Origin of the sequence: Anaerocolumna sp. (assembly GCF_032079385.1) — a bacterium.
GTDB lineage: Bacteria > Bacillota > Clostridia > Lachnospirales > Lachnospiraceae > Anaerocolumna.
In genome coordinates this window covers 50,111-76,342 of record NZ_DAMAUC010000011.1, presented here as the reverse complement: position 1 = coordinate 76,342, position 26,232 = coordinate 50,111, and the positions used below count along the sequence as shown (strand labels likewise).

The window sequence follows — 26,232 nt, the reverse complement described above, 5'->3', positions numbered from 1 at the left end:
AAATAGATTAAAATAAGATATGAATTGGAGAAGTTATGATGGACAGTAATTTGAAATCATTATACCAATGGGGCAATCGTACATATCATCATAATTTATCATCAAGACATAGCTTCTCTTACAATCTGCAATTTTTTGCAAAAGATGGTCCGGGCGGAGAAAAAACAGAAGCAGCTACACCGAAGAAATTAACCGATGCCAGGAAAGAGGGACAGGTTGCAAAAAGTGTAGAATTAGTTACGGCTGCTTCTTTGATTGCCTTGTTTTATTCCATAAAGATGTTTATAGGCTATATTGGAAAAGGATTTTTTGATACTTTTAATCTGGTATACGGGAATATTGACAAGATATCAGGTGAAGAATTCAATACGGTTACTGCAACTTTGCTTTTAAGGGAGTCTATTCTGACCATATTAAAAATATGTCTTCCCCTTTTTATTGCGGCTTTTGTTGTAACCTTTGCAGTGGACCTGGTTCAGGTGAAATGGAAAGTCTCGGGAAAACTGTTGCAACCAAAGTTTAGTAAAATAAACCCAATTAAGGGGTTTAGCAAAATTTTTTCAAAGGAAAAAATAGTAGAATTAATTAAATCTGTTTTAAAAATTTTTGTTATTGCTTATTTGGCTTTTGATGCCTTAAAAGATTATAGTACTACGTTTTTAAAATTATATGAAATGGATTTGGAACAAGCCATTGTTTTAATTGGTTCTATTGTTATTGATTTAGGTCTTAATATCAGTATGCTATTTTTGATAATCGGACTTGCAGATTATTTCTACCAAAAGTTTAAATTTAAAAGAGACATGATGATGACTAAACAAGAAATAAAAGATGAGTATAAACAAACAGAAGGGGATCCCCAGATTAAAAGCCGTATTAAAAGTAAGATGAGGGAGGCTTCCCAAAGAAGAATGATGCAGCGCTTGCCGGAAGCGGACGTAGTTATTACAAACCCAACACATTTTGCGGCAGCCATAAAATATGATAAAGATGCGGCAGAAGCGCCTATTCTATTGGCGAAAGGTGCTGACTTTCTAGCCGAAAGAATCAAAACTGTTGCGAGAGAGAACGAGATTGAGATTGTGGAGAATAAACCGCTTGCAAGAATGTTGTATTATAATGTTGAAGTTGGAAATGAAATTCCACCGGAGCTGTATCAGATGACAGCAGAGGTTTTAGCATATGTGTATAGTTTAAAAGGGGGTAGTCACAAATGAAAAAAACCGATTTAGCTATTGGTTTATATATATTGGCAGCAATTGTATTTCTAATCGTACCATTGCCTTCTATTATATTGGATGTTTTGTTGGCATTTAATTTAGCAGTATCAATGGTTATTTTATTTAATGCTTTATTTTCAAGGGAAGTATTAAATATGTCTACTTTCCCCACTATTCTATTATTTACTACGGTATTTCGTATTTCTTTAAATGTTTCTTCCACAAAATTAATTCTTAAAAATGGTAATCCGGGTAACGTTGTAAGAACCTTCGGAGAATTCGTAGGTGGCGGAGATGCAGTCTTAGGTATTATAGTATTTATAATCTTGCTGTTAGTGCAATTTATGGTTATTAACAAAGGTTCTGAAAGAGTTGCGGAAGTAACTGCAAGATTCACACTGGATGCGATGCCTGGTAAGCAGATGGCTATAGATGCAGACTTAAATACAGGTGCAATCAATGATACACAGGCCCGTGAACGAAGAGAAAAGATTCAGGAAGAATCAAACTTCTTTGGTTCTATGGACGGTGCTACCAAGTATGTAAAAGGTGATGCCATTGCCGGACTTATAATTACCATCATTAATTTAGCTGGTGGTATGATTATGGAAATGACGAGAAATGGAACAGCTGCTGGTGAAGCATTTAGTATGTATTCCCTACTTACTATTGGTAATGGTTTAGTAAACCAGATTCCATCTTTAATGATTTCTTTGGCAACCGGTATTCTGGTAACCAAGGTATCTAAAGATGCAGATATTGGTGACTTGTTAGTAAAACAGCTTTTCTCTATCCCGAAAGTATTGTACGTTGTAGGAGGCAGTCTTATCTTTCTTGGAATTGCAACTCCATTAAATGTCGTTGTATTTTCTACCTATGGTGTTATATTTATTGTGACAGGAAGAGTAATTGCCGGTAAAATGGAAGTACATAGTATTGAAGAACAGGTGGCTTTAGAAGAAGGTTCCACAGATGAGATTCGAAAGCCGGAAAATGTAAATTCATTGTTACAGGTAGATCCAATCGAATTAGAATTCGGTTATGGTATCATTCCTTTAGCAGATGTGAATCAGGGTGGTGACCTGCTAGACCGTGTTGTTTTAATACGTAGGCAGATTGCCTTGGAATTGGGATGTGTAGTTCCGATTATCCGTTTAAGGGATAACATTCAATTAAATCCCAATCAGTATGTAATTAAAATCAAAGGAATCGCTGTAAGTGAAGGCGAAATTCTATTTGATCACTATATGGCAATGAATCCAGGTTATGTGGAAGATGAAATCAGTGGTATCCCTACCTTCGAACCTTCCTTCCATTTGCCGGCACTTTGGATAACGGAAAGTCAGCGGGAAAGAGCGGAATCCTTAGGCTATACGGTTGTGGATCCTCCTTCCATTATTGCAACACACTTAACAGAAGTGATTCGCAGTCATATACATGAATTGCTTACAAGACAGGATGTGCAGAATCTTATTAACAACGTACAGGAAGCCAATTCTACTTTAATATCCGAATTAGTTCCTAAGTTATTAGGCGTGGGAGAGATTCAAAAAGTATTGCAAAACCTTTTAAAAGAAGGTATTTCTATCAGAGATTTGATTACTGTTTTTGAAACTCTTGCAGATTATGCATCTACTACAAGAGATACTGATGTTTTAACGGAGTATGTAAGACAAAGCTTGAAAAGAGCTATTTCAAACAAATATTTTCCACCTAAAGAAACTACAAGTGTAGTAACGTTAGATCCGAAAATAGAGCAAGAAATTATGGGTTCTGTAAAGCAAACGGAGCAGGGGGCATATATAACCTTAGATCCGGAAAAAACACAAGATATTATTCATTCAGTTGAAGAAGAAATACAGAAGTTAGAGAATATCGGAAAGAATCCAATTATAATAACTTCACCCATTGTAAGGATGTACTTTAAAAAACTTACACAGGATTATTTTAAAGATTTAATCGTTATTTCCTATAATGAGATTGAATCTAATGTTGAATTACAGTCAGTAGGGATGGTGACAGCTTAATGATAATAAAGAAGTTTCAGGCAAATACAGAAACAGAAGCGATTATGCTTGCAAAAGAAGAGTTGGGAAAAGATGCAATTGTTATGAATATCAAAACAATTACACCGAAGGGTATCTATAAGCTTTTCCGTAATCCCACTGTAGAAATTACAGCTGCAATGGACGATTCCAATCAATCGTCCATTGAGAATAAGGAATCAGCTCCAGAGAAAACATCACCTAAGTTTAGTGCATACGTAAAGGATAGCTTATCTGACATTGTACCGGAGGATGATAAAATCTCTACTACTGTAGAAGCATCGGCTATTGAAAAAAAACTGAATAGTTTACAAGAATTATTAGAGAAACAGATGAATGAGTCCCGTCCAGAAGAAAAGGAAGCCTACGCAAAACAATGGGCGGAAAAAGAAGAAATTAGAGCAGAAGAAAAAGAAAACGCGAATAAGAATCATTCTTTGATTCAATTGGTTTACAACCAATTATTGAGTAATGAAGTAGATGAAAAGTTTGTGAATCAAATATTAGGTGAAATTGAGAACAAGTATAAGAAGGATACAACTCTTGATAATTTATTGGCAAGTGTATATCAAAAAATCATTCTAAAACTGGGTCAGCCTAAAACGATTGAACTAGAGGATAACAAGACAAAGTTCATATTTTTTATAGGACCTACCGGAGTTGGAAAAACAACGACCATTGCTAAAATTGCGTCTACTTTAAAATTAGGCAAGAAGGCAAAAGTTGCTATGGTTACTTCAGATACATATAGAATTGCAGCAGTAGAGCAGCTAAGAACTTATGCCAATATTCTTAGTGTACCAATGCAGGTAATTTATACACCGGAAGAAATGGAAACAGCTAAAGAAGAATTTAAAGATTATGATGTAGTGTTGGTGGATACTGCCGGACGTTCCCATAAGAGCCCAGAGCAAAGAACGGACTTAGACCAGCTGATTCATTCTGTAGAGGAAGAGGTAAGAGAAGTTTATTTAGTGATGAGTGCAACTACCAAATATGCAGACTTAGTTAGAATTACAGAAGCTTATTCTGAGATAGCAAACTACAGAGTAATATTTACAAAATTAGATGAAACCGGAAGCATAGGCAATGTTCTTAATATTAGAATGCTGACAGGTGCTGATTTGTCCTATACAACCTGGGGGCAAAATGTACCGGATGATATAGGTAAGTTAGATACTCAAGAAACGGCGAAGCAGTTGCTAGGAGGCAGTGATTAATGGATCAGGCAGAACAATTAAGAAATATTATGAAACGCCAAAGCCAACCAAGAAAAGTTGCCCGGGTTATCACTGTCACCAGCGGTAAGGGTGGAGTCGGTAAATCAAGTATTTCTGTTAATCTAGCTATTCAAATGAGCAGATTGGGTAAAAGAGTAATTATATTAGATGCGGATTTTGGTTTAGCCAATGTAGAGGTTATGCTGGGAATCCGTCCAAAATATAATTTAGCTGATTTATTATTCAAAGGCAAAGAGATAAAAGACATTATAACAGAAGGTCCAAAGGGAATTGGATTTATATCCGGTGGTTCTGGAATACAGGAATTAAACCATATTTCCAGAAACCAAATTATTGATTTAACTCACAAATTAGATGAAATAGACAGCATTGCAGATGTTATAATTATAGATACCGGAGCTGGTATCAATGACATGGTTTTAGAATTTGTTATTGCAAGTTCTGAAACTTTATTGGTTACCACTCCGGAACCTACATCTATAACTGACGCTTATGCCTTATTAAAAACATTAAATAGAAAACCAGAATTCTCTGCCATGAATTCTACCATTAAATTAATTGCAAATCGTGTAGAAACATCTTCTGAGGGCAAAGAATTATTTAATAAATTGAATGCAGTTGTTAATAAGTTTCTGAATATTAAAATTGAGTATTTGGGAAGTATTCCACAGGACTCTAATGTTCCTAAGGCTATTATACAACAAAAACCATATTCTATTTTATATCCCAATTCGCAATCAACAAAAGCTATATGCAATCTTTCGAATATACTATGTGAGATTAAAAAAGAAGAGCAGAAAAGAAAAAGTATTTCACAACTATTTTCCGGTTTGATTCACAGTAGGAGGTGACATATGATTAAAGATATTGTAGCAATAGGGGATAAACTTGAATTAAGGCGGCTAAATTCAGAGGATGCAACTTCCGGTAGAGGTAAAATGTACATCAGCCAATTACTTGACCTTGTTGATAATGATAAAGCTATAATAGCAATGCCAATAGAAAGAAGTCATATTGTTCCCTTGTCTGTTGGAGAAAAATATACGATTTCTTTTTATACTGGTAAAGGACCCTATCAATGCAATGCAGTTATTTTGAATCGCTATAAGGTTAAACATATATATGTATTGGAAGTTCAGTTCACATCTGAGCTGGAAAAAAATCAAAGAAGACAATATTTTCGTTTAAATTGTATTGTTGATGTTCTATATCATGTAATAACAAGAGAAGAAGAGATATTAGAGAAAAAGATTAACAATACTGCGTACATAGATGAGGAAGAAAAAGATAAGGACTATGAGAGTTTAGAGGCATTAAAAAAGATTTGGTATGAAGGTACCATTACAGACTTAAGTGGAGGCGGAGCCAAGTTTGTTTCAAACCAGGTACACGAACCGGGTGAAGACATAATCTTGTCCATAACGCTTAATACAAATGCTGAAAATAAAAAAATACCTTCTAAAATTATTATTTCTTCAAAAATGCTAAACAGAGTAGGTTTCTATGAGCATAGAGTTCAGTTTACAGATATAAATAGAGAGGATCGGGAGGCTGTAATTAAATTTATATTCGCAGAAGAAAGACGCCAGAGAAAAAGAGAAAAGGGATTAGACTGATATGCAAAAAAAAGTTTTGATTGTTGATGACTCTGCACTCATGAGAAGAGTGCTTTCTGATATAATTAACTCAGATACTAGATTTTGTGTTTTTAAAATCGTATCAAACGGGTTAGAAGCTCTTAATTTATTGATTCAGGATAAAGAAGAATTCGATGCCATTTTATTGGATATTAATATGCCGGTTATGGGTGGAATTGAATTCTTGAAAGAGTTGGGTAAAAGAAAAATCAATGCAGCTGTCATTGTTGTGAGTACTGTGGCAAAAGAGGGGGCCAAAGAAACGATTCAGGCCTTAGAACTAGGTGCATTTGATTTTGTAACGAAACCAGAAAGCTTTTTAGATGTAAAAAGCAATCGTTTTCGGGATAAAATCATTAATACTCTTACTGCAGCAACCAATTCTTCTAAATCTTCTATAAAGTCATTGATTGAAGAAGAAACAGACAAGAGTTGGAAAACTCAGCTAACATATCCGAAGCAGCAGACCCTGCCGGTTATTAAAAATAATCATCAAAGTAAAAGTAAAGGAATTACTGGGCAAAATAAGAACAAATTAATAGCCATTGCTTGTTCTACCGGAGGACCAAAGGCACTTCAGAAAATTATACCTTTGTTACCATCGGATTTGGCATGCAGTGTGCTAATCGTACAGCATATGCCGGAAGGTTTTACCCATTCACTTGCAAATCGTCTGAATGAGACCAGTAAGTTAAAGGTAAAAGAAGCCGAACAAGATGACATACTGCAAAAAGGTGTAGTTTATGTGGCTAAAGGCGGCTATCATATGCGATTAACGAATCAGGGAAGTAGAATACATAAAATTGCAATAACAAAAGAAGAAGCAAGAAATGGTTTAAGACCCTGTGCAGATATTATGTATGAATCTTTAGTAGATGCTGACTTTGATGAAATAATATGTGTTGTATTAACCGGTATGGGCAGTGATGGTACCCGTGGAATCAAATTATTACATGAGAAAAAAAATATTTACGTAATAGCCCAAGACGAAGCTACCAGTACGGTTTATGGAATGCCAAAAGTAATTACTGAAACAGGACTTGTGAATGAAATATTACCTTTGGACCAAATCGCAGGCGCTATACGAAAGAACATGGGGGATTGATTATGGACGTAAGCCAATATTTAGAGATTTTTATTGATGAAACGAAAGAACATTTGCAAAGTTTAAGCGACCAGCTATTAATTCTGGAAACAGAACCAGAGAATGTTGAAACTATTAATGAAATATTCAGAGCGGCACATTCTTTAAAAGGTATGGCCGGAACTATGGGATATAAGAGAATGCAGCGCTTAACACATGATATGGAAAATGTATTCTCTGAAATTCGTAATGGCAATATGAAAGTTACGGCTGATTTAGTAGATGTTTTATTCAAGGGATTAGACGCATTAGAAGCATATCTGAGTAATATTCAGGAAAGTGCGGATGAAGGTACGGAAGATTATGAAGATATCATTAGCCAGTTAAATACAATTCTAAGCATCGGATTAGGGGAAGGAACAAAGGAACAAGGAAAAGCAGTTCCTGAGGCTGCTGCTGTTGCTGCGGTTACAGCACAATCTGATTCCGGCGTTGAAAAATTCAGAAATCTGAATATTCAAAGCTATGAAAGAAAAGCAATTGAGAAAGCATATGATCTTGGTATGAATGTATTTGGAATTACGGTATACATACAAGAAACCTGTATCTTAAAAGCAGCGAGAGCATTTTTAGTATTTAAATCCCTGGAAGGTTTGGGGGAAGTAATTAAATCTCAGCCGGACATTCAGGATATTGAAGATGAAAAATTTGATTTCGATTTCAGTATGGTTTTATTAACCAAAGAAAGTCTGGAAAATATTAAGAAGACAATTTCTAATATTTCTGAAATACAGGATGTTTATATTGATAATCTGATATTGGAACCGTCAGCTGATGATGCTAACGAAACAGAAGATGATAACAACCATAAACAGGAAAAAAGCGGATCCAAAGATACGGGTAATACTAAGACTAACGGGGCATCCACAAAGCAGTCTTCCAAACCGGTGGTTAACCGTTCTGTTAGAGTAGATATTGAAAAGCTGGATGTTTTAATGAATTTGGTCAGCGAATTAATCATTGCAAAGAATGGACTTGTTTCCATAAGCAGCTCAGAAGGAAATTCAAGAGGCGAGTCTGGCTTTAATGAACAAATAGAATATCTTGAAAGAGTTACTACCAATCTTCACGAGTCTGTAATGAAAGTAAGAATGGTGCCAATTGAAAGTGTAACCAACCGCTTCCCAAGAATGATTCGAGATTTATCTAAGAAATTAGATAAGAAGATGGAATTGTACATATCAGGTGAAGAAACAGAACTTGACAGAACGGTAATCGATGAAATCGGTGATCCGCTGATGCACTTATTACGTAATGCTGCAGATCATGGACTAGAAAGTAATAAGGAAAGAATTGCAGCAGGAAAACCAGAGGTTGGTTCTATATTCCTTGAGGCATATCAGGATGGTAACAATGTAGTTATTGAAGTCAGAGACGATGGCGGCGGAATTAATGTAGAGAAGGTTAAGAGAAAGGCAGTAGAAAAAGGTACTCTTACTCAGGAACAGGCAGATGTGATGTCAGAAAAAGATGCTATTGATTTATTATTCAGACCGAGTTTCTCTACCGCAGATACCATTTCCGAAGTTTCAGGAAGAGGCGTTGGACTTGATGTAGTAAAGACTAAGATTGAAAGTCTTGGCGGCGATATTGAAGCCAATACAAAACTGGGAGCGGGCAGTGACTTTATTATTCGTCTACCTCTTACATTAGCCATCATTCAGGCACTTATGGTAGAACTGGGAACGGAAAAATATGCCATACCACTGGGAAGCATTCAGACAATTGAAGATGTTAAAATTTCAGAAATAAAATATGTGCATTCCAAAGAGGTAATTAATCTTAGAGGAAATGTTATTCCAATCATCCGCTTAGATAAAGTGTTAGATGTTGAAAGCAATCATGAAGAGGCAGATAACCTTACAGTAGTTATTGTATCAAAAGGTGATAGATTAGCCGGATTAGTAATTGATAATTTAATTGGACAGCAAGAAATTGTTATTAAGTCTATCGGTAAATACATTACCAATAACAAAATTATTGGTGGTGCAACCATTCTTGGTGATGGTGAAGTAGCCTTAATTCTTGATGTTAATACTTTAGTCTAGGAGGGGTCTGCAATGGAAGAGAATATAAAAGCGTTAGAGGCAAAACAGTATATTGTTGTAAATATTGGTCAGGAACAATATGGAATTGACATCAAATACATTGATAATATTGTAAGAATGCAAAGAATCACCAGGGTACCAAAAGCACAGCATTATTTTAAAGGTGTTATTAATCTGCGTGGTGAAATCATACCGGTTATGAGTATTCGTTTAAAGTTTGGTTTAGAACCAGATGAATTTGACAATGCAACCAGAATCATTATTGTTAAATTAGATGCCCAATCAGCAATCGGAATTATTGTTGATGAAGTTAAAGAAGTTGTAACTCTGGATGAAAGTATGATTTCTAAAGTAAATACAGAATTGGATGAAAAGAATAGTTATTTAAGCGGTGTGGGTAAACATGGAGACGGTTTAATATCACTGCTGAATATCCAGGGAGTCATTAATGACTAAAGAGTAAGGAATGAGTGTACGCAGTGATTTGTGAAGCAATTCACTTTGTTTTGGCAGAATGGAGATTATCAATGTCAAATATTAATTTGGATCAAATAGATAATATGCAATTTGACGTTCTAAAAGAAATAGGTAATATTGGCGCTGGTAATGCAACTACGGCTTTATCTAAGATGATTAACGGTAAAGTGGATATGAGTGTACCGGAAGTTGCATTACTGGAATTTAAAGAGCTTCCGGATATGGTAGGCGGAGCAGAAAACATTGTTGTGGGCATCTTAATTCAATTAGAAGGTGAAGTTAATGGAATGATGATGTTCATAATGGAAACAGAATCTGCTTACCATTTGGTAAATATTTTAATGGGAAGTTCCATAAATCAATTTGAAGATTTTACTGAATTAGAACTATCAGCATTACAAGAAATTGGGAACATTATTTCAGGAGCTTATTTATCATCTTTATCAACATTAATAAATATTAGGATTGATGCAAGTATTCCTTATATGTCTATTGATATGGCAGGAGCCATATTAAGTGTACCTGCTATTGAATTTGGAAAAGTAGGAGATAAGGCACTAATGATTGAGACAAAGTTCTCAAAAGATGAATCTGATGTTAAGGGTTATTTTATTCTTATTCCTACCCTAGAATCCTATAATGTAATACTGAAATCTTTAGGATTATAGGTGAGGGGTTATGAGTGAAGTAATTAAAGTAGGAATGGCCGATTTAAATGTGTGTGCTGCACCGGATGCAATTACCACACTGGGTCTTGGTTCCTGTGTAGGAATCGTGTTATATGACAGTGCTGTCAAGAAAGCAGGCATGGTACATGTCATGCTTCCTGACAGCACCAAAATAAGAAACAATGAGAACGTTGCTAAATTCGCAGATACAGGAATAGATGTATTAATTGCAAAACTGGAGAAAATAGGTGCCTGCCGTAGACGTCTTACTGCTAAAATAGCAGGTGGAGCCCAAATGTTTGCTTTCAGCAATAACAATGACATGCTGCGTATTGGTGACCGGAATATAGAAGCCAGCAAGAATAAATTAAATGAATTAGGAATACGTATTCTTGCAGAAGATACCGGACTTAATTATGGTAGAACTATCATTTTCTATCCAGAAACAGGTGAATTACATGTTAAGTCCGTAGGTAAACCATTAAAAATTATATAAGAAGAAGGTGATACAGTGCAAAGACGTTATATAGCACCTACCGTTATGTTAACTGCTGGTGCAATCACCATTATATTAAATATTGTTTATAAATTGGAACTTTTGGCTAGTTTAAAAAGACTTTTACTTGTCTTATTTATTTTCTATATAATCGGTAAAATAGCAGAAAAGATTATTGGAAAAATAGCTGACAATCAGAAACGGATGGAGGAGACTCACGATTCTTCCCAAGAAGAATCATTGACAGAAACCGTAATGGAATCTGGGGAACCTCAAGATAGTCAGGAAGCAAAAAATGAGGCGGGCATTACTGAAGACTAAAATTAGAGTACAAAAGGGGTATTAGTATGAATGCTGAAGATAGAGCAAAGCTTTGGGAAGAATATAGCAAATGTAAAACAACCGAAGGCCGGGATAAGATTATAATGGAATATTCGAATCTAGTTAAAATCGTTGCAGGACGCCTTAGTATGTATTTCGGAAGTAATGTAGAATACGACGATTTAGTTGGATATGGTATATTTGGCCTTATTGATGCTGTTGACAAGTTTGATTATAGCAAAGGCGTGAAATTCGAAACTTATGCAAGCTTTCGAATCAGAGGCTCTATTATTGACGAAATTCGGAAGATGGATTGGATACCAAGAACCTTAAGACAAAAACAAAGAAAAATGGATGCCGCATACCATAAAATTGAAGCCGAGCAAGGAAGAATAGCTACTGATGAAGAAGTGGCAAAAGAATTAGAGATTACAATAGACGAATTGGATACATGGCAAAATCAAACCAAGTTAACAAATATCCTCTCTTTAGATGAATATATTGATCAGGGCAGTGATGTAAAAACAGAGGCCAGTTTAAGCACCCAATTTGACACGCCGGAACGGTTTATGGAGAAACAGGAATTAAAAGAAATATTGACTAAAACATTTGAATCATTGACTGAAAAAGAAAAGAAAGTAATCATATTGTACTATTATGAGGAGTTAACTTTAAGAGAAATCAGTGCAATACTGGAGGTTTCGGAATCCAGGATTTCTCAATTACATACAAAGGCCTTACAGAAAATGAGATTGAAATTAGGAAATAACTTTGATGTATTACTAGGAGTATAAGAAACATAGCATCATTATTTATATAAAATTCATGATGTTTCGATTAAATATCATGGAGATACGTTCAGTATTATTAAGAAGAAAGTGTATTGCTTATTGAAACCCGACTAATGAGGAACTGGAAAAAATAATTGATTAAGAGGGAGCGAGTATGAGTAGTAAAAATAGTTATTTTCAGCTGGATATTAAAAATGATGGTACATATTTAAAAATTTACCCACCTGTAGATAATGGGCAGCCGATTACTTATGATGAAATCAGCGAATATTTAATCGATAAAAAAATCTACGATTACAACATTAAAGATCTGGGACATGCCATTGCCAATGCTCAAAGGGAAGTTACAGAAGTAAAACTTCTTTCGGTTCCAATTTTACCGGAAGGTGAATATGTACGGATAAAAATATCTCAGGATCGTATGTATGCCGTTGGCAGGTTTTATCCTCCTTCCAATAATGGATCCTGTATGGACTCCAGAGAAATTATGAATAGTTTAGCACAGAATGGTATAAAAGAAGGTATCGTACAGGATAATATAGAAAGTTTTATCAATAATCGCAGATATTGCGAAGATATTATTCTGGCTAAAGGTTTAAAACCAGTGGAAGGTAAAGATGCAGTTATTAATTATCATTTTAATACAGATACTACCATTAAGCCAAAGGTAAATGAAGATGGTACTGTGGACTTCCATCAGTTAAATGTAATAAGCACCATTAATAAAGGAGATTTATTAGCTACCCTTGAACCTGCAATAGACGGCAAAAATGGTTATGACATTTGTGGGAATGTATTAAAGCCTGGAAAGGTAGTAAAAAAGATTCTAAGGCATGGTAAAGGAATACATTTATCGGATGACGGACTTAAGATGTATTCTGACGTGAATGGTCATGCTATGCTTCGGGACAATCGGGTATTTGTTGCAAATACATATGAAGTTCCTGCAAACGTGGATGTTTCTACAGGAGACATTAATTATGAAGGAAATGTATCCATTAAAGGAAATGTAATAACGGGCTTCTCTGTTCAGGCTAAAGGTGACATAATTGTAGATGGCGTAGTGGAAGGGGCTACTTTAAGAGCTGGCGGAAATATTATCCTCAAGCGCGGTATGCAGGGAATGAGCAGAGGAACGATGGAAGCAGATGGGAACATTATATCCAAGTTCATTGAGAATGCAGAAGTGAAAGCAGGAGGTTATATCACTACAGAAGCCATTTTACACAGTAAGATATCTGCCAGAGGCGATATTACAGTGGGAGGTAAAAAGGGATTTGTGACTGGAGGAGAAATCCGGTCTGCTACCAGTATAACCATAAAAACAGCAGGTTCCACTATGGGAACCAATACGGTGCTGGAAGTTGGTATTGATCCGGCGGCTTCTGATGAGTTCAAAAGTTTAGAACAAAGTATTACTTCCATGAGAACGGATATGGAAAAATTAATGCCAATTCTGAATAATTTTAAGAAGAAAGTCAGTAATGGGGAAAAAATGCCCCCGGATAAGTTAAATTACATAAAAACAGCGACCCTGCATTGTATTGATTTAGATAATAAAATAAAAGAAGCCACTTATCGTTATGAGCAATTAAAACTTGAGATGAATAAAAATGAAAGTGGCACCATTCGTATTGAAAACATAGCGTATCCTGGTGTAAAGATTGTTATTTCTAACGTGGTTTATTATGTTAGAAGTGAGGTGCATTACACTAAATTTATACGAGAGAGAGCCGATATTAAGCTTATAGGCTTATAAAGGAGGATTGCTATGCCAATAAAACCAATCGATATTATTACCATGCCGCCAAAATCCCAGGAAGTTTCTGTTTATAAGCAGCATGAAGTACAAAAACCGATGAACGAACAGATGCATTTGAATAACCAGTTCAATAACGAAATACGTCATAATGGACAGCAAACCACAAAAACCATTAAAAGTGAGAATACAGAATACCGTTATGACGCAAAGGAAAAAGGTAATGGCTCTTATACCGGTTCCGGTTACCATGGACAGAAGAAAAAGAAAGAAGAAGAAACTGCATCAAAAGATCATTTTCATTCAGGTTCAATCGATATTAAAATATGACAGGAGATAAACAATGACACCAATTGAAATCGTTTTAATTCTAATCGGAGTAGGAATTTTAGTGATTAGTATGTTCTTGGTGGATAAATCTAAGGACACGAAAGAAGAATTCAATAAGGATGGAAATGGTCCAGGTAGACTTACTCAGGAAGACATTGAGGCAATAAAGAAAAAAGTTGACTTAGTTTTATCCGAAGTATCCGAAGAAGTCCTTCAAACTACAGATGATAAGCTAAGTCACTTGTCTAATGAAAAAATCATTGCGGTAACCGATTATTCCAATCAAATATTAGAAAAAATCAATCAGAATCATGAAGAAGTTATCTTCCTCTATAATATGTTAAACGAAAAAGAAAGTGAATTAAAGGAACTGATGAAACAGCTTCAAAGCACAAAGAAAGTATTGAAAGAAAATGTTCTTCAAACAGCAAATGATAATAGGGTGAAGGCTATTACTGCAAATAGCAATTTGGCTAACAATACTGCAAGCAGCAGTACAGTAAATAAGGGTGTTTCAGAATCAAAAAGCAACACTAATTCTAATCCTACAGCAGTAGAAGTTTTTGGTGACAGCAAAAGGAATAAGGAAAAAAATCAGCAAATGGAATTAAACCAGCTTATGGAAAAGAATCCTGAAAACAACAACGCTAAAATATTGGAGTTGTATAAACAGGGATACTCTATTGTTGAAATATCCAAATTATTAGAATTGGGCCAAGGAGAAGTAAAATTAGTAATTGACCTGTTTAATAAGAGGAGATAGACTAGTTAAACATGGCATTGGATAAAGATTGGAGTTAGAGCAGCATGAAACTAAAATATTATTTAAGAGGATTGAGTGTAGGTATTTTATTTTCTACCATTATATTATCAATTGCGTTTAGAGCCTCTTCTAAAGACAAGGCTAATTTAAATACGAGTAATACCCCTGGTACAGAAGCAGCAGATGGAAACGATGAAATAAAAGCGTTAGAAGATTTGTTAATTCCGTCGGTAACACCTTCAATAACACCAACGGAGTCACCAATAGAGGCACCAATAGAGAAAGGCACAAAAGATAAAGATGAAACCGACACTGACACTTCTAGTGGGGAACCATCAGTAACCCCAGCAGAAATAACTACAGAAGAGGATGCAGATAAATCAGTTGATGAATCAATTGCGGATAAGACAGTTCAAGCTGCAGATTCAAAAGAGCAGAAGGAAGCAGAAGATTACTTAATTATTCGGATTGAGAAAGGCATGACTTCTGAACAGGTATCTTCTCTTTTATATAATTACGGACTGATAGAGGACAAAAACGATTTTAATAATTATATGAAAGACCATGATTATAGCAGAATTATCAATGTAGGTGACTTTAAAATATCAAAAAATGCAACTTATGAACAAATTACAGATTTAATCGTAGAAAAATAAAATAAACCTTGCAATTGTGTTTTAATTGTGTTAAAATATTTTTCGCATGGTTCTTGCGGATGTGGCGGAATGGCAGACGCAGCAGACTCAAAATCTGCCGGGGGCAACCTCGTGAGGGTTCGAGTCCCTCTATCCGCATTAGAAGATTAGGCCAAAATAGATGCTGGGCGGGAAAAGCCAGTGTTTATGCAGACTTACGAGGGTTTTGAATGAAAAATTCAGGACCCTCGTTTTTCATAGAAGCACCTCGCTTTTTAACAAGAAAGCGGGGTGCTTTTTGGCCGGAATCAGTCCGGTATACAACTTCCTGTGAGTACTATAAAACCTTTCATTCAATGTAAGTGTTTTTTAGTACCTTGCTCCATTATAATAATATTAAAAGCAAAGGAGGTATTTTTTATGAAACAGGCAATTCTGGAGATTAAATCTCTGCGAAAATATTATGGTAGACAGGAAAATCAAACAAAGGCACTGAACGGGATCTCTTTCAAGGCACTGCCCGGTGAATTCCTCGGCATTATGGGAGCCAGTGGATCGGGTAAATCCACACTGCTAAACTGTATCGCCACGGTCATTCGCCCCACAGAAGGACACATTTTGATGGGCGGTGTGGAGATTGGTGCACTGAAAGGAAGCAAGTTGGCAGATTACCGGGGGAAAGAAATCGGATATCTGTTTCAAAACTTTGAATTGCTGGACAACTTAACGGGTCAGGAGAATATTCTTTTACCCCTTGGCATTCATGGAGTGGCTGAAAATGAGGGAAATAAGCGTCTGAAGGAGTTAGCGGAATATTTTGAAATCACCAACGTGATGAAGAAATTTCCCTCTCAAATGTCAGGCGGCCAAAAACAGCGTGTGGCAGCAGCCCGGGCACTTATTCTTAATCCCCAAATTATCCTTGCAGACGAGCCTACCGGTGCATTGGATTCTAAAAACGCTCGTATATTGATGGATAAGCTGGCTGGTTTTAACCGCATCCAGCAGTCCACTATTTTAATGGTTACCCACGATTCCAACGCCGCCAGTTTCTGCAGCAGGATTCTCTTTATACAGGACGGAATCATTTTCCATGAGCTGCGACGAAAAGTACCGAATGAGACACAGCAGCAGTTTTATGAACGTATCCTTGCTGTCATGGCACAATTGGGGGGAGGAAGCGCAAATGTTCTTTGATCTTGTACGCCGTAATAGTAAGCGGAACCGACGGGAAGACGGGCTTTTTTTCTCATCGCTTCTGGCGGCTGTCGTGGCTTTTTACATTATCCTCTCACTGCCAAACCAGGGAGTTATGGGATTTCTTAAAGAGATGGAGAGCGGTGCTGTTGATAGACTTTTAAGCCTGATCCCAGCCTTTTATATGGTAACATTGTTTATGCTCTTTTTCCTTGTTTATTTTGCAAGCAAATACCAACTGGAGCGCCGAAGCCATGAGCTTGGGATGTATTTGATGATGGGCATGCGCCGTTCCAAATTGTTTTTCATGCTTCTGGCAGAAGACTTGTGGAGCAGCCTTGCTTCAATTGCTGTCGGTATCCCCGTGGCAGTGCTGCTTTCGGAGGTTATCAGCCTTGTTACAGCACGAGTGGTTGGCATTGGTATTTTGGGACAGCAGTACACATTTTCTCTCACAGCAGTTTTTTGGACGATGACCGGATTTCTGCTGATTAAATTGGCTGCGTTTCTTTTGCTCAGCGGAACATTTGCTTCCAAAGAGATTGGCACGCTTCTTTCCCCAGCTCCGGAAGGCGCAAAGAAGCAGCGTCCGGCGCTGCTGTATCGGATATCACTCGCCATTGGTGTCTTGTTGTTAGCAGCAGCATATATACTGGCAATCAGCGGTGAAGCGTGGTATTCACTGGCGATTATGGGAATAGATATGAGCATGGGAATTTTAGGAACAATGCTGCTGTTTTTTGGTTTGCGCACGCTGCTGGACATCTTGGCAAAGCGTCAGACGGGAAAATCCGGGTTGGGAATATTCACGTTCCGACAGCTGCAGGAGAATGTAATGGGCCAACCGATTTCACTGGCTGTCAGTTCCCTTTTAATTCTGGGGGCACTTTGCTGCTTTGGCTACGGTGTCTCCATGACACTATATTACGGCAATGATGACACTCACACGCTGGATTATACCTTTCAAGATTCAGAAAATCCTCTGATGATTCCTGAAAAACTAAAAAGTGCAGGATTGGCAAACGATCTTGAATCCCTTTTTGATATGCGCATCGGTCATGTTCGCAGTGGAGATGACAATGAAGGAGTAGCGCTCGGTATGGATGAGGTGCTGGCACTGATAGAACAGGAACCGAATTCCTCCGCAAAGTCCGAGCTTTTGGGCGAATACAGTAATCTTGACAATCCTTATGTCATTGCACTCTCGGGTTACAATCAGCTTTTGGCTGCGGCAGGCGAGCCAGCAATCACACTCAACAACAATCAAGCGGCCATCTATGGCTACGATTCTTTTACAAATAGAGAAAAAGCGAAACTCATAAACCGTGTGCTCTTGCAGAAACCGGAAGCAGTCGTCAACGGCGAACGCTTGCAGCTGGCAGGTGCCATACAGACCCAAAATCCTGTAACAGACCGATCGATTACGCTGTACTTTGCCCTAATCGTTCCGGATGAGGTCTTTGATCGGTTGGCAGAGAAATCGTATACCCATTATTGGAATGCAATATTATCTCCCCAGTTTGTACAGGAAAAAGGGCTAATGCAAGCAATTCAGCAGATGAATCAAAAGCTGGACACAACGGATATCAACTACGAAAGCTATCTGCAAAGCATGGGACGGCAGCTTTTTTATCAAGTCTCTTCCAGCTATCTCACGCTGTACCTCGCAGTTATTTTTCTTATCATAGCCAATACCGTCATCGGAATGCAATTCTTAACACAGCAGCGCAAGACCGGCCGACGTTACCAAACACTGGTGCGGCTGGGCAGCCATTATGAAGCACTCTGCCTTTCCGCGAAACACCAAATTCGATGGTTTTTTGCTTTACCTGCGGTCGTTGCGGCAGTGGGAAGCCTGTTCGGAGTTCGGGCGTTATTCTCCGGATTTTTGCCGCCGGATATGGCGGAAAGTATTTCGGGGCTATATCGCATCGCTTTTGTGATACTTTTTCTGCTTTGTGTGGTAGAATGTGGGTATATGCTTGTTGTGATGCGGGCCAGTTCAAAATATATTCTGACACAGATGGAAGCGAATAGGGAAGAATAGAGAAAGGAGGGAGCTGCCATGAAGAATGATTTTATGCGCGCCTTAAAAAAACATGCCGTCTGGTTTCTGCTCTTTATGGGGCTCAATCTTCTATACGCTCTGGCACTATGGCTTTCAGAAAGCGAGGCCTTTCTACGGCTTTGGCTTGTAATTGCGCTCGGTTCTCTGTTGATATTTTTAACGGCACTATTTTTTGTGTGCCGTGTGGAAAAACAACAAGAAACGGCTTTTCTGGAGTTCTTCAATCATCCGGATGAAATGACTGAAACTAAAATGCTGCGCCTTGTCAGCCGGCAGGATGGTGCATTTGTCCAGCACATTGGGGCTCTGCTTCGGGAAAAAGAACAGGCTAATCGGGTTTTGATGACACAAGTGAAGGACTATGAGGAATATGTGGAAACTTGGGCACACGAAATCAAAACTCCGCTTTCTCTTTTGACCTTTCTTCTGGACAATCGCAGGGATGACTTGCCACCTGTCGTCTATCAACGACTTGATTATGTACGTTCACAGATGCAGGGATTGGTTGAGCAGATGCTCTACTATGCAAGACTCAAGGGTAAACAAAAAGATTACCTCTTTGAATCGCTGTCCCTTACAGAATGCTGCGAAGAAGCCTTGGTGAATTTTCAGCCTTTGCTCAACGAGAAAGGATTTAAAGTCATAAAAGTACTGCCACCGCTTTATGTTCTTTCTGATTACCGGGGGCTGCTATTTATCATTAATCAAATACTCAGTAATGCCATTAAATATACGAAAAGCACAGGAATACCGGAGGTGCATCTAACTGCAGAACAAAATGAACAAGGAGTTATCCTTCGTATCCGGGACAATGGGATTGGCATACAGCCGTGGGATTTACCATTTTTGTTCGAAAAGGGCTTTACCGGCGATACCGGTAAAGACAGAAAAAAAGCAACCGGCATGGGACTGTATCTCGCAAATGGAATGGCAAAGGATTTGAAAATTGAACTGGATATCCATTCAACGCCGCAAAATGGCACTGAGATGATTGTTCGTTTCCCAACTATTGATGCATAATGTGGATTTACGAGGGGAAATGAAAAATTCAAAATATGAGAAATACCACAAAATTGAGTATGCATTAAAAAATAATTTGCTATATAAAAAATATAGCAGATTATTTTTTTGCGTATAATCATAGGAATTAACCTTAAACGGAGGAACAACAATGAAGATTAGAACCCTAAAATCAAAGAATAAGCTTGAGAAAACGATATTAAAAAAAGACAGCCTGACCGTTAGAATGCCACTTCAGTTAATATGTATGATTGCCATTGTCTTGGTATGTATTTTAGCTGTTCTTTGGATTCAGCTGACCAGTATGGTAAGTAACAGTACGGAAAAGGAGATTACGGCTCTTGCAGAACACAATGCAAATCTTTCTACAGATTATTTTGAAAACATGCAGACCCAGGCAGCTGCTTTGGCTGAGGCTATGTCTCAGGTTGAAAACATGAATATTTCTTATGAGGAAAAACAATCCCTAATTCAAAAGCTAATGGGTGGAGTGATGAAAGATGAACGTGTTTTTAGTGTGTATACAGCCTGGGAACCAAATCTTATGTTCCCCGATACCCCTAATGGATTGTCCTATTACATTTATCGCTCAGATTCCGGATTGAGAACGGACATTTTAAATGACTACGATACTTACAAAAAGGGTGACTATTATGAGACTACGAAATCTATTCTTGCACCTCATATTACTGAGCCATATCCTTATGAACTTACAAATGGAGAAACCAGTTGGCTTATCACTATCAGTAATCCAATTTTGTCCGAGACGGGTAAGTTTTTAGGAGTTGCTAACTGTGATATAATGGCAGATACCATTAACGGATTGGATTACAGCCTTGGTGGATATGAAAAGGCCTATAGTTACCTCTTATCCAACGGTGGTGTATATTTATCCCATTCCCGGGATGAAAATCTGATGGGTAGTGCTCTGGAAGAGAGTATGAAAAATAAAAAGGAATGTGAAAAAATTCTTTCCATGGTTTCTGGAGGGGAACAAAAGCTTTGGGAACGCAAGGATGATGTTTTAGGTGGAAATTCTTATGTGGTACAGATACCGATTATTATTAAGGGGTTAGATAGACCCTTAGCAAGCAGTTTTGTTGTTTCAAAAGGAGAAGCTCTTGCACAGGTAAGAAAAATTGTAATTATAGTGTCACTTCTGAGTATGTTACAGCTTGCAGCCATCGGTGCAGGTGTCGTTTGGATTCTAAGAAAGGCATTGCATCCTATGCAGGATATTATACATGTTGCAGAAAGTATGGAACGAGGTGAACTGAATGTGCAGGTCAATGTTACTGCCAAGGATGAGTTTGGACATTTGGCAAAGGTATTTCAAGGAACTACTTATGTTTTACGAAATTATATAAGTGAAATCTCTGCCATTCTAAAACAACTTGCGGAAGGTGATATGAACATATCCATCGAAAATAATTATTTAGGAGATTTTGCACCCATCAAAGCAGCTCTTTTAGAGATATCTTCTTCATTAAACCAAACCTTACTGAATATCAACACTGCTGCAGAGCAGGTTAGTACCGGTGCAGAACAGGTTTCCGGCGGTGCACAGGCACTGGCTGTTGGAGCAACTGAACAAGCCGCCTCTGTTGAAGAATTAAGTGTTTCCATTACAAAGATTGCTGAACAGGCTTCAGATAATTCAAAGAACGTCAAGATGGCGGCAGAATATGTTGAACAGGCCGCTGTAAGCGTTAATAAGGGAAATGAACAGATGGAACATCTTGCAAAGGCAATGGAGGATATAGGATCGGCTTCTAGCCAAATCGTTAATATTACAAAAGTTATTGAGGATATTGCATTCCAGACAAATATTCTTTCCTTGAATGCAGCCATTGAAGCAGCAAGAGCTGGGAATGCAGGAAAAGGATTTGCTGTTGTGGCGGATGAAGTTCGAAATCTTGCTGCTAAGTCATCGGAAGCAGCAAAACAAACGACTGAACTAATTCAGAATTCGGTTGCCACTGTGAACCAGGGCTCCCACATAACAGAACAAACTGTGTTAATTCTACAGGAAGTAAAGGAAAAAGCATATAAAGTAACCGAAAGCATTGTCAAAATTGAACAGGCATCTGCTGAACAAGCTGGAGCAATTGAACAGATTAAGCAGGGACTTTCCCAGGTTTCTGCTATTGTTCAGACAAATGCAGCCACTGCAGAAGAAAATTCTGCCACAAGTGAGGAAATGTCGGCTCAGGCTGCTACGTTGCGGGAAGAAGTAGGAAAGTTCAAGCTGAATTAATAATGAGGGAAGCCGACAGTTATATTGCTGTTAGCTTCCTTTATTATTACACTACTTTTTATTTAGTATAATCCCATTAAGAAAGAATTTAACAACTGTGTTTTCTTGTAATTATTTTTGCACAATATCCAATTTTAATTCTGATATCGAGTCAGATCATATATAGTTTCAGCCATTTCTTTTGCCGATTTTTTGAAACCGTTTTTTAACCAATGCTGTATGAGACCAACACTTCCGTTTACAGCGAATATAAAAGCATCTTCATTTATCCCCAGACTTATATTTGCAGGGGAGAGAGAGGACATACCGCATTGCTGGTATATTAGTGTGAATATCTCCTTTTGAAAATCAATATCCCCCTGTTCGCTCATCAAAACTTGAAGATGCTTGCTGTTTTCTACAAAGTAATGACAAATTTCCTCCATAATCTGCATGGTACCGGATTTATCCGTTATTTTGCCAAGAAGGGTGATAATAGCCTCCTTTAGCCATAAAAGGACTTCATCCTCAATTTTACGAAGAAGGTCATATTGGTCGGTATAATGGGCATAAAAGGTGGTCCGGTTGACATCCGCCTTTTCGCATAATTCTTTAATGGTTATTTTTGAAATTGATTTTTCTTTCATCAGTTCAATCAAGCTGTCCTGCAATACCATTCGGGTATACTGTGTTCTTCTGCTCATTTTTAATTCTTTCACAAAAATTGACCTCCTTACAGAATAATTACCCCAGTTTTGTTTTGAAAACAACATTTACAAGGTGTTTTGTTGCTAATACATCGTTTTATAAGCATCTGACGGTTGAGAAAACAACACTGTGTATATATAATAATCTGCAAGGTAGGCATAAGTCAAGAGGCTGTATTTTTTTGCAGTTTTTTAGACAAATCATGTTGTCTCCTGGTATAACAAAAAGGAGAGGATATAGTGGCATTTATTGAATTTAATCATATTGTAAAGGAATACGCCTCCGATGGGGTGGCAATCCGTGCGCTGGATGATGCAAGTTTTTCCGTGGAAAAAGGCGAGCTGGCCGTTATTTTAGGTGCCTCCGGTGCCGGTAAGACTACAGCACTGAATATATTGGGAGGTATGGATACCGTTACATCCGGTGATGTAATTGTAGATGGTGAATACATCTCCAAATATAACCATAAGCAATTAATAGGTTATCGACGTAAAGACATTGGTTTTGTGTTCCAGTTCTATAATTTGGTGCCGAATTTAACAGCACTGGAAAACGTGGAGCTAGCTGCACAGATTTGTCAAAACTCTCTAAGTGCATCTGAAATGCTTGACAAAGCAGGGCTTTCGGAACGTAAAAACAATTTTCCCGCTCAGCTTTCCGGTGGAGAGCAACAGAGGGTATCCATTGCCCGTGCCATTGCGAAAAATCCCAAATTGCTTTTGTGTGATGAACCCACAGGAGCCCTGGATTACAATACCGGTAAGCAGATTTTACAGCTTTTGCAGGATACTTGCCGCAGGGAGAATATTACGGTACTTATTATAACTCATAATTCGGCGATTGCACCTATGGCCGACAGGGTTATTCACTTTAAAAGCGGTAAGGTCATAAAATCGTTACAAAATAAACAGCCTATGCCTATTGCGCAGATTGAGTGGTGATGGTATGAGCAAAGCTTTTCATAAGGATATCTGGCGTTCCATTAAAAAAGGCTGGAAACGTTTTTTATCCATTCTTATTATAACGGCGCTGGGTGTTGGAATGATGACAGGACTATACGCCGCCTGTCTTGATATGTATTACTCAGCGGATAAATTTTTTGACAAACAGAATCTGTTTGATATTCGAATTCTGTCCACCCTGGGGTTAACTCAAGAAGATGTGGATGCTCTTGCGGGAGTGGAGGGAGTAGAAGCTGTTGAAGGAGAATATAGTGAGACTATTCACACCTATGTAAATGGTATGAATAAAAGCGCAGATATGACTGTGCTGAATCGTAAAGGCCTGAACATGCCACAAGTACTGGATGGTGCGATGCCAGCTAAAGCAGGGGAGATTGCCGTTACCCAGAAATATCTGGATGAAAGCGGTAATTCAATAGGCGGCACAGTGATCATAGAGGAAGACAGGGAGAAAAGTGATGAGGAGAGCACTAAAGACAGGCTGAAGGATACGGATACGAAAACCAGCCCGGATGAGGACGGCAATTCTGATATAGATATGGATTTGGATATGGAGTCGGAGCTGGAAGAAAAAACAGCGGTTCCCACCTTTGCCAATACTACCTATACTATTACCGGTATGGTATTGGATCCCAGGGATATTCAGGGCAGTGACGGAACCGGAAATATTTTTCGTTCTACCTCCACCTCTGATTATACGTTTTTTGTCACTGAGGAAGACGCTAATAGTGATATTTTTACCACAGTCTATATTACACTGACTGGAACGAAAGAGATGAACTCTTATTCCAATGAATATGAAAATAAGGTACAATCCGTAATCCGTGATATTGAAAGCCGCGTAAAAGTACAGCGGGAGCAGTCCCGTTACAATGCTGTCTTGTCTGAGGCAAAAAAGAAAATTGCAGATGCCGAGATTACTATGAATGAAAAATTTGAGGAAGCAGACAAGAAGTTTACCGATGCAAGGAGAGATATAGACGAGGCCGGACAGGAACTCATCGATGGCGAGATAACCCTTGCGGATAAACAAAAAGATGGCGAAGAAAAAATTGCCCAAGCTCGTTTGAAACTGGAAAATGCAAAGAAGGAGCTGGCGAAAGCCCAAGAAGAACTTTCAGAGGGTGAAGAACAGCTTAGACAAGGCAAAGTAGAATTGCTGAAAAATGAAAAGAAGCTGGCAGATGGAGAAAAACAGCTGAAAATGAGCGAAAAGAAGCTGGCAGAAGGCGAAAAGCAACTCTTGGAAGGGGAAAAGAAACTGACGGAAGGTGAAAAACAGCTTGTGCAAGGTGAAATCCAATTGAGGGAAAATGCTCAAAAAATAGAAGAGGGAAAACAACAGTTGGAGGAAGAACGGAAAAATGCAGAAGAACAATTTGCCTCTGCCCGGCAACAGCTAAATGCGGTCCAGAGCCAGTTGGACACAGCCCGTGGGCAGCTGGAGCCAGAGATCACACAGCTTAAAAATGCTTTTGGAGACCTGTGGCCCATAAATGAATGGAACCTGCTGGTAAATGCCACTGCTGCCCTGGCGGCAGCAGGTGCTGATGATAACGCTATCGCGGCGGGTACCATTACCGAGAGTACCCCCCTTAGTAACGCTATCAGGCAAATAAAAGAACAGGATGCAGGGCTGGATCCATTGTCTGAAGCTGCTGTCATTCAGGCTGCCTTGGGGATTGGTAAAGTAAATGGCAATCAACAGGCGCTGGAGGTTCAGAAAAAAATCTTTGCAGAAGAACAGACAGCTGCTTTTCGAAAATTGGACGAAGTGGAAGCAGAGTTGGCAAAAGGACAGACAAAGCTGGAGGAAGTGGAGAAGACTATTGAATCCCAAAAAGTGGAACTGGAAGCTGGAAAAGCAAAGCTGCCTAAGGAAAGAAGCAAACTGAAAGCCGGAAAAGCTGAGCTGGAAAAAGGATGGACTGAATGGAAAGCTGGTAAGACGGAACTGGAGAAAGGCTGGGTTCAGTGGGAAGAGGTAAGGGTAAAACTACTTGAAGGACGGGCACAGCTGAAGGAGGGAAAAGTTGGGGCAGCTGATGGCGAAGCGAAACTAAAGGCAGAAGAGGCAGATGCCAAAGCAAAAATTGCTGATGCATGGGACGACATTGCCAATGGAAAACAAGAACTGGCTGACGGCGAAGCAAAGCTAATAGAACAAGAACAGGAATACCTGGACAAAAAGGAAGAGGCACAGGAAAAACTCGCCGATGCGTATACCCAGCTCAACGACATTGATATGACAAAGTGGTATGTTCAAGACCGCACGGTCCTTGATAGTTATTTCAGCCTTAACCGGGATTTGTCCTCTATAGAGGGTGTGGGCAAACTATTTCCTGTTATATTTCTACTGGTCGCCGTGCTCATGAGCCTGACCACAATGACTCGAATGGTGGAAGAAGAACGTGGCCTGATTGGCACATATAAGGCTTTGGGATTTGGAAATGCAGAAATCTACCG

At 38.3% G+C, this 26,232-nt stretch carries 22 protein-coding genes, 1 tRNA gene and 1 pseudogene; 23 read left to right on the top strand and 1 reads right to left on the bottom strand.

Annotated features, from left to right (window positions below; genetic code table 11):
- The first annotated feature begins 38 nt into the window (after positions 1-38).
- From flhB to RT261_RS10510, 21 genes are all read left to right on the top strand, one after another.
- Entirely contained in the window at positions 39-1,217 is a 1,179-nt protein-coding gene (gene flhB / locus RT261_RS10610; RefSeq protein ID WP_313132386.1) for a flagellar biosynthesis protein FlhB, read from the top strand.
- The gene (flhA, locus tag RT261_RS10605) at positions 1,214-3,247 is read left to right on the top strand and encodes a flagellar biosynthesis protein FlhA (protein ID WP_313132385.1); all 2,034 of its coding nucleotides are present in this window, start codon (positions 1,214-1,216) and stop codon (positions 3,245-3,247) included. Before flhB ends, flhA begins: the two co-directional genes overlap by 4 nt.
- On the top strand, positions 3,247-4,485 hold the full coding sequence (gene flhF / locus RT261_RS10600; RefSeq protein WP_313132384.1) for a flagellar biosynthesis protein FlhF: 1,239 nt from the start codon (positions 3,247-3,249) through the stop codon (positions 4,483-4,485). Before flhA ends, flhF begins: the two co-directional genes overlap by 1 nt.
- Positions 4,485-5,357, top strand: coding sequence for a MinD/ParA family protein (locus RT261_RS10595; protein ID WP_313132382.1), 873 nt, complete (start codon positions 4,485-4,487; stop codon positions 5,355-5,357). The genes flhF and RT261_RS10595 overlap by 1 nt, the downstream gene beginning before the upstream one ends.
- 3 nt (positions 5,358-5,360) lie before the next feature.
- Entirely contained in the window at positions 5,361-6,122 is a 762-nt protein-coding gene (locus RT261_RS10590) for a flagellar brake protein (protein ID WP_313132381.1), read from the top strand.
- A gap of 1 nt (position 6,123) precedes the next feature.
- The gene (gene cheB / locus RT261_RS10585) at positions 6,124-7,248 is read left to right on the top strand and encodes a chemotaxis-specific protein-glutamate methyltransferase CheB (protein WP_313132379.1); all 1,125 of its coding nucleotides are present in this window, start codon (positions 6,124-6,126) and stop codon (positions 7,246-7,248) included.
- 2 nt (positions 7,249-7,250) lie between these two features.
- Complete coding sequence (locus tag RT261_RS10580; RefSeq protein WP_313132378.1) at positions 7,251-9,335, top strand: chemotaxis protein CheA; 2,085 nt, start codon at positions 7,251-7,253, stop codon at positions 9,333-9,335.
- A gap of 12 nt (positions 9,336-9,347) precedes the next feature.
- Complete coding sequence (locus tag RT261_RS10575; RefSeq protein WP_313132376.1) at positions 9,348-9,791, top strand: chemotaxis protein CheW; 444 nt, start codon at positions 9,348-9,350, stop codon at positions 9,789-9,791.
- A gap of 71 nt (positions 9,792-9,862) precedes the next feature.
- Positions 9,863-10,480, top strand: coding sequence for a chemotaxis protein CheC (locus RT261_RS10570; RefSeq protein WP_313132374.1), 618 nt, complete (start codon positions 9,863-9,865; stop codon positions 10,478-10,480).
- 10 nt (positions 10,481-10,490) lie between these two features.
- Positions 10,491-10,976: a chemotaxis protein CheD gene (locus RT261_RS10565; RefSeq protein WP_313132373.1), complete on the top strand. Its 486-nt coding sequence runs from the start codon at positions 10,491-10,493 to the stop codon at positions 10,974-10,976.
- Positions 10,977-10,991: 15 nt separating this feature from the next.
- Positions 10,992-11,297, top strand: coding sequence for a hypothetical protein (locus tag RT261_RS10560; RefSeq protein ID WP_313132372.1), 306 nt, complete (start codon positions 10,992-10,994; stop codon positions 11,295-11,297).
- A 26-nt stretch (positions 11,298-11,323) separates the two neighbouring features.
- Positions 11,324-12,091 carry a FliA/WhiG family RNA polymerase sigma factor gene (locus tag RT261_RS10555; RefSeq protein ID WP_313132371.1) on the top strand — a complete coding sequence of 256 codons (768 nt, stop codon included), beginning with the start codon at positions 11,324-11,326 and terminating at the stop codon, positions 12,089-12,091.
- Positions 12,092-12,242: 151 nt separating this feature from the next.
- On the top strand, positions 12,243-13,847 hold the full coding sequence (locus tag RT261_RS10550; RefSeq protein WP_313132369.1) for a DUF342 domain-containing protein: 1,605 nt from the start codon (positions 12,243-12,245) through the stop codon (positions 13,845-13,847).
- A gap of 12 nt (positions 13,848-13,859) precedes the next feature.
- Positions 13,860-14,177 carry a hypothetical protein gene (locus RT261_RS10545; protein WP_313132368.1) on the top strand — a complete coding sequence of 106 codons (318 nt, stop codon included), beginning with the start codon at positions 13,860-13,862 and terminating at the stop codon, positions 14,175-14,177.
- A 13-nt stretch (positions 14,178-14,190) separates the two neighbouring features.
- Positions 14,191-14,940 carry a DUF6115 domain-containing protein gene (locus RT261_RS10540; RefSeq protein ID WP_313132367.1) on the top strand — a complete coding sequence of 250 codons (750 nt, stop codon included), beginning with the start codon at positions 14,191-14,193 and terminating at the stop codon, positions 14,938-14,940.
- 44 nt (positions 14,941-14,984) lie between these two features.
- On the top strand, positions 14,985-15,596 hold the full coding sequence (locus RT261_RS10535; RefSeq protein WP_313132365.1) for a hypothetical protein: 612 nt from the start codon (positions 14,985-14,987) through the stop codon (positions 15,594-15,596).
- A 55-nt stretch (positions 15,597-15,651) separates the two neighbouring features.
- A tRNA-Leu gene (locus RT261_RS10530) sits at positions 15,652-15,734 on the top strand.
- A gap of 261 nt (positions 15,735-15,995) precedes the next feature.
- Entirely contained in the window at positions 15,996-16,772 is a 777-nt protein-coding gene (locus RT261_RS10525; protein ID WP_313132519.1) for an ABC transporter ATP-binding protein, read from the top strand.
- Entirely contained in the window at positions 16,762-18,819 is a 2,058-nt protein-coding gene (locus tag RT261_RS10520; RefSeq protein WP_313132364.1) for an FtsX-like permease family protein, read from the top strand. The genes RT261_RS10525 and RT261_RS10520 overlap by 11 nt, the downstream gene beginning before the upstream one ends.
- 18 nt (positions 18,820-18,837) lie before the next feature.
- Positions 18,838-19,860, top strand: a complete 1,023-nt coding sequence (locus tag RT261_RS10515) for a sensor histidine kinase (protein WP_313132363.1) — start codon at positions 18,838-18,840, stop codon at positions 19,858-19,860.
- 151 nt (positions 19,861-20,011) lie between these two features.
- The gene (locus RT261_RS10510; protein WP_313132362.1) at positions 20,012-22,117 is read left to right on the top strand and encodes a methyl-accepting chemotaxis protein; all 2,106 of its coding nucleotides are present in this window, start codon (positions 20,012-20,014) and stop codon (positions 22,115-22,117) included.
- 134 nt (positions 22,118-22,251) lie between these two features.
- Here the strand turns inward: RT261_RS10510 and RT261_RS10505 are convergent, their stop codons facing one another.
- A complete protein-coding gene (locus tag RT261_RS10505; protein ID WP_313132360.1) occupies positions 22,252-22,815 on the bottom strand; it encodes a TetR/AcrR family transcriptional regulator in 564 nt (187 codons plus the stop codon).
- A gap of 225 nt (positions 22,816-23,040) precedes the next feature.
- Here RT261_RS10505 and RT261_RS10500 point away from each other — a divergent pair, with 225 nt between their 5' ends.
- Positions 23,041-23,745 (top strand): ABC transporter ATP-binding protein, encoded by a 705-nt coding sequence (locus tag RT261_RS10500; RefSeq protein WP_442871774.1) that lies wholly within the window; start codon positions 23,041-23,043, stop codon positions 23,743-23,745.
- 4 nt (positions 23,746-23,749) lie between these two features.
- Positions 23,750-26,232, top strand: a pseudogene (locus tag RT261_RS10495) (hypothetical protein); the annotation flags it as partial.

Coding starts and splice junctions, on each gene's coding strand:
- RT261_RS10520 (WP_313132364.1), top strand. CDS start 16,762: ATGTTCTTTGATCTTGTACGCCGTAATAGTAAGCGGAACCGACGGGAA.
- RT261_RS10555 (WP_313132371.1), top strand. CDS start 11,324: ATGAATGCTGAAGATAGAGCAAAGCTTTGGGAAGAATATAGCAAATGT.
- RT261_RS10510 (WP_313132362.1), top strand. CDS start 20,012: ATGAAGATTAGAACCCTAAAATCAAAGAATAAGCTTGAGAAAACGATA.
- RT261_RS10580 (WP_313132378.1), top strand. CDS start 7,251: ATGGACGTAAGCCAATATTTAGAGATTTTTATTGATGAAACGAAAGAA.
- RT261_RS10515 (WP_313132363.1), top strand. CDS start 18,838: ATGAAGAATGATTTTATGCGCGCCTTAAAAAAACATGCCGTCTGGTTT.
- cheB (WP_313132379.1), top strand. CDS start 6,124: ATGCAAAAAAAAGTTTTGATTGTTGATGACTCTGCACTCATGAGAAGA.
- RT261_RS10570 (WP_313132374.1), top strand. CDS start 9,863: ATGTCAAATATTAATTTGGATCAAATAGATAATATGCAATTTGACGTT.
- RT261_RS10590 (WP_313132381.1), top strand. CDS start 5,361: ATGATTAAAGATATTGTAGCAATAGGGGATAAACTTGAATTAAGGCGG.
- RT261_RS10540 (WP_313132367.1), top strand. CDS start 14,191: ATGACACCAATTGAAATCGTTTTAATTCTAATCGGAGTAGGAATTTTA.
- RT261_RS10535 (WP_313132365.1), top strand. CDS start 14,985: ATGAAACTAAAATATTATTTAAGAGGATTGAGTGTAGGTATTTTATTT.
- RT261_RS10565 (WP_313132373.1), top strand. CDS start 10,491: ATGAGTGAAGTAATTAAAGTAGGAATGGCCGATTTAAATGTGTGTGCT.
- flhF (WP_313132384.1), top strand. CDS start 3,247: ATGATAATAAAGAAGTTTCAGGCAAATACAGAAACAGAAGCGATTATG.
- RT261_RS10595 (WP_313132382.1), top strand. CDS start 4,485: ATGGATCAGGCAGAACAATTAAGAAATATTATGAAACGCCAAAGCCAA.
- RT261_RS10525 (WP_313132519.1), top strand. CDS start 15,996: ATGAAACAGGCAATTCTGGAGATTAAATCTCTGCGAAAATATTATGGT.
- flhB (WP_313132386.1), top strand. CDS start 39: ATGGACAGTAATTTGAAATCATTATACCAATGGGGCAATCGTACATAT.
- RT261_RS10545 (WP_313132368.1), top strand. CDS start 13,860: ATGCCAATAAAACCAATCGATATTATTACCATGCCGCCAAAATCCCAG.
- RT261_RS10550 (WP_313132369.1), top strand. CDS start 12,243: ATGAGTAGTAAAAATAGTTATTTTCAGCTGGATATTAAAAATGATGGT.
- flhA (WP_313132385.1), top strand. CDS start 1,214: ATGAAAAAAACCGATTTAGCTATTGGTTTATATATATTGGCAGCAATT.
- RT261_RS10575 (WP_313132376.1), top strand. CDS start 9,348: ATGGAAGAGAATATAAAAGCGTTAGAGGCAAAACAGTATATTGTTGTA.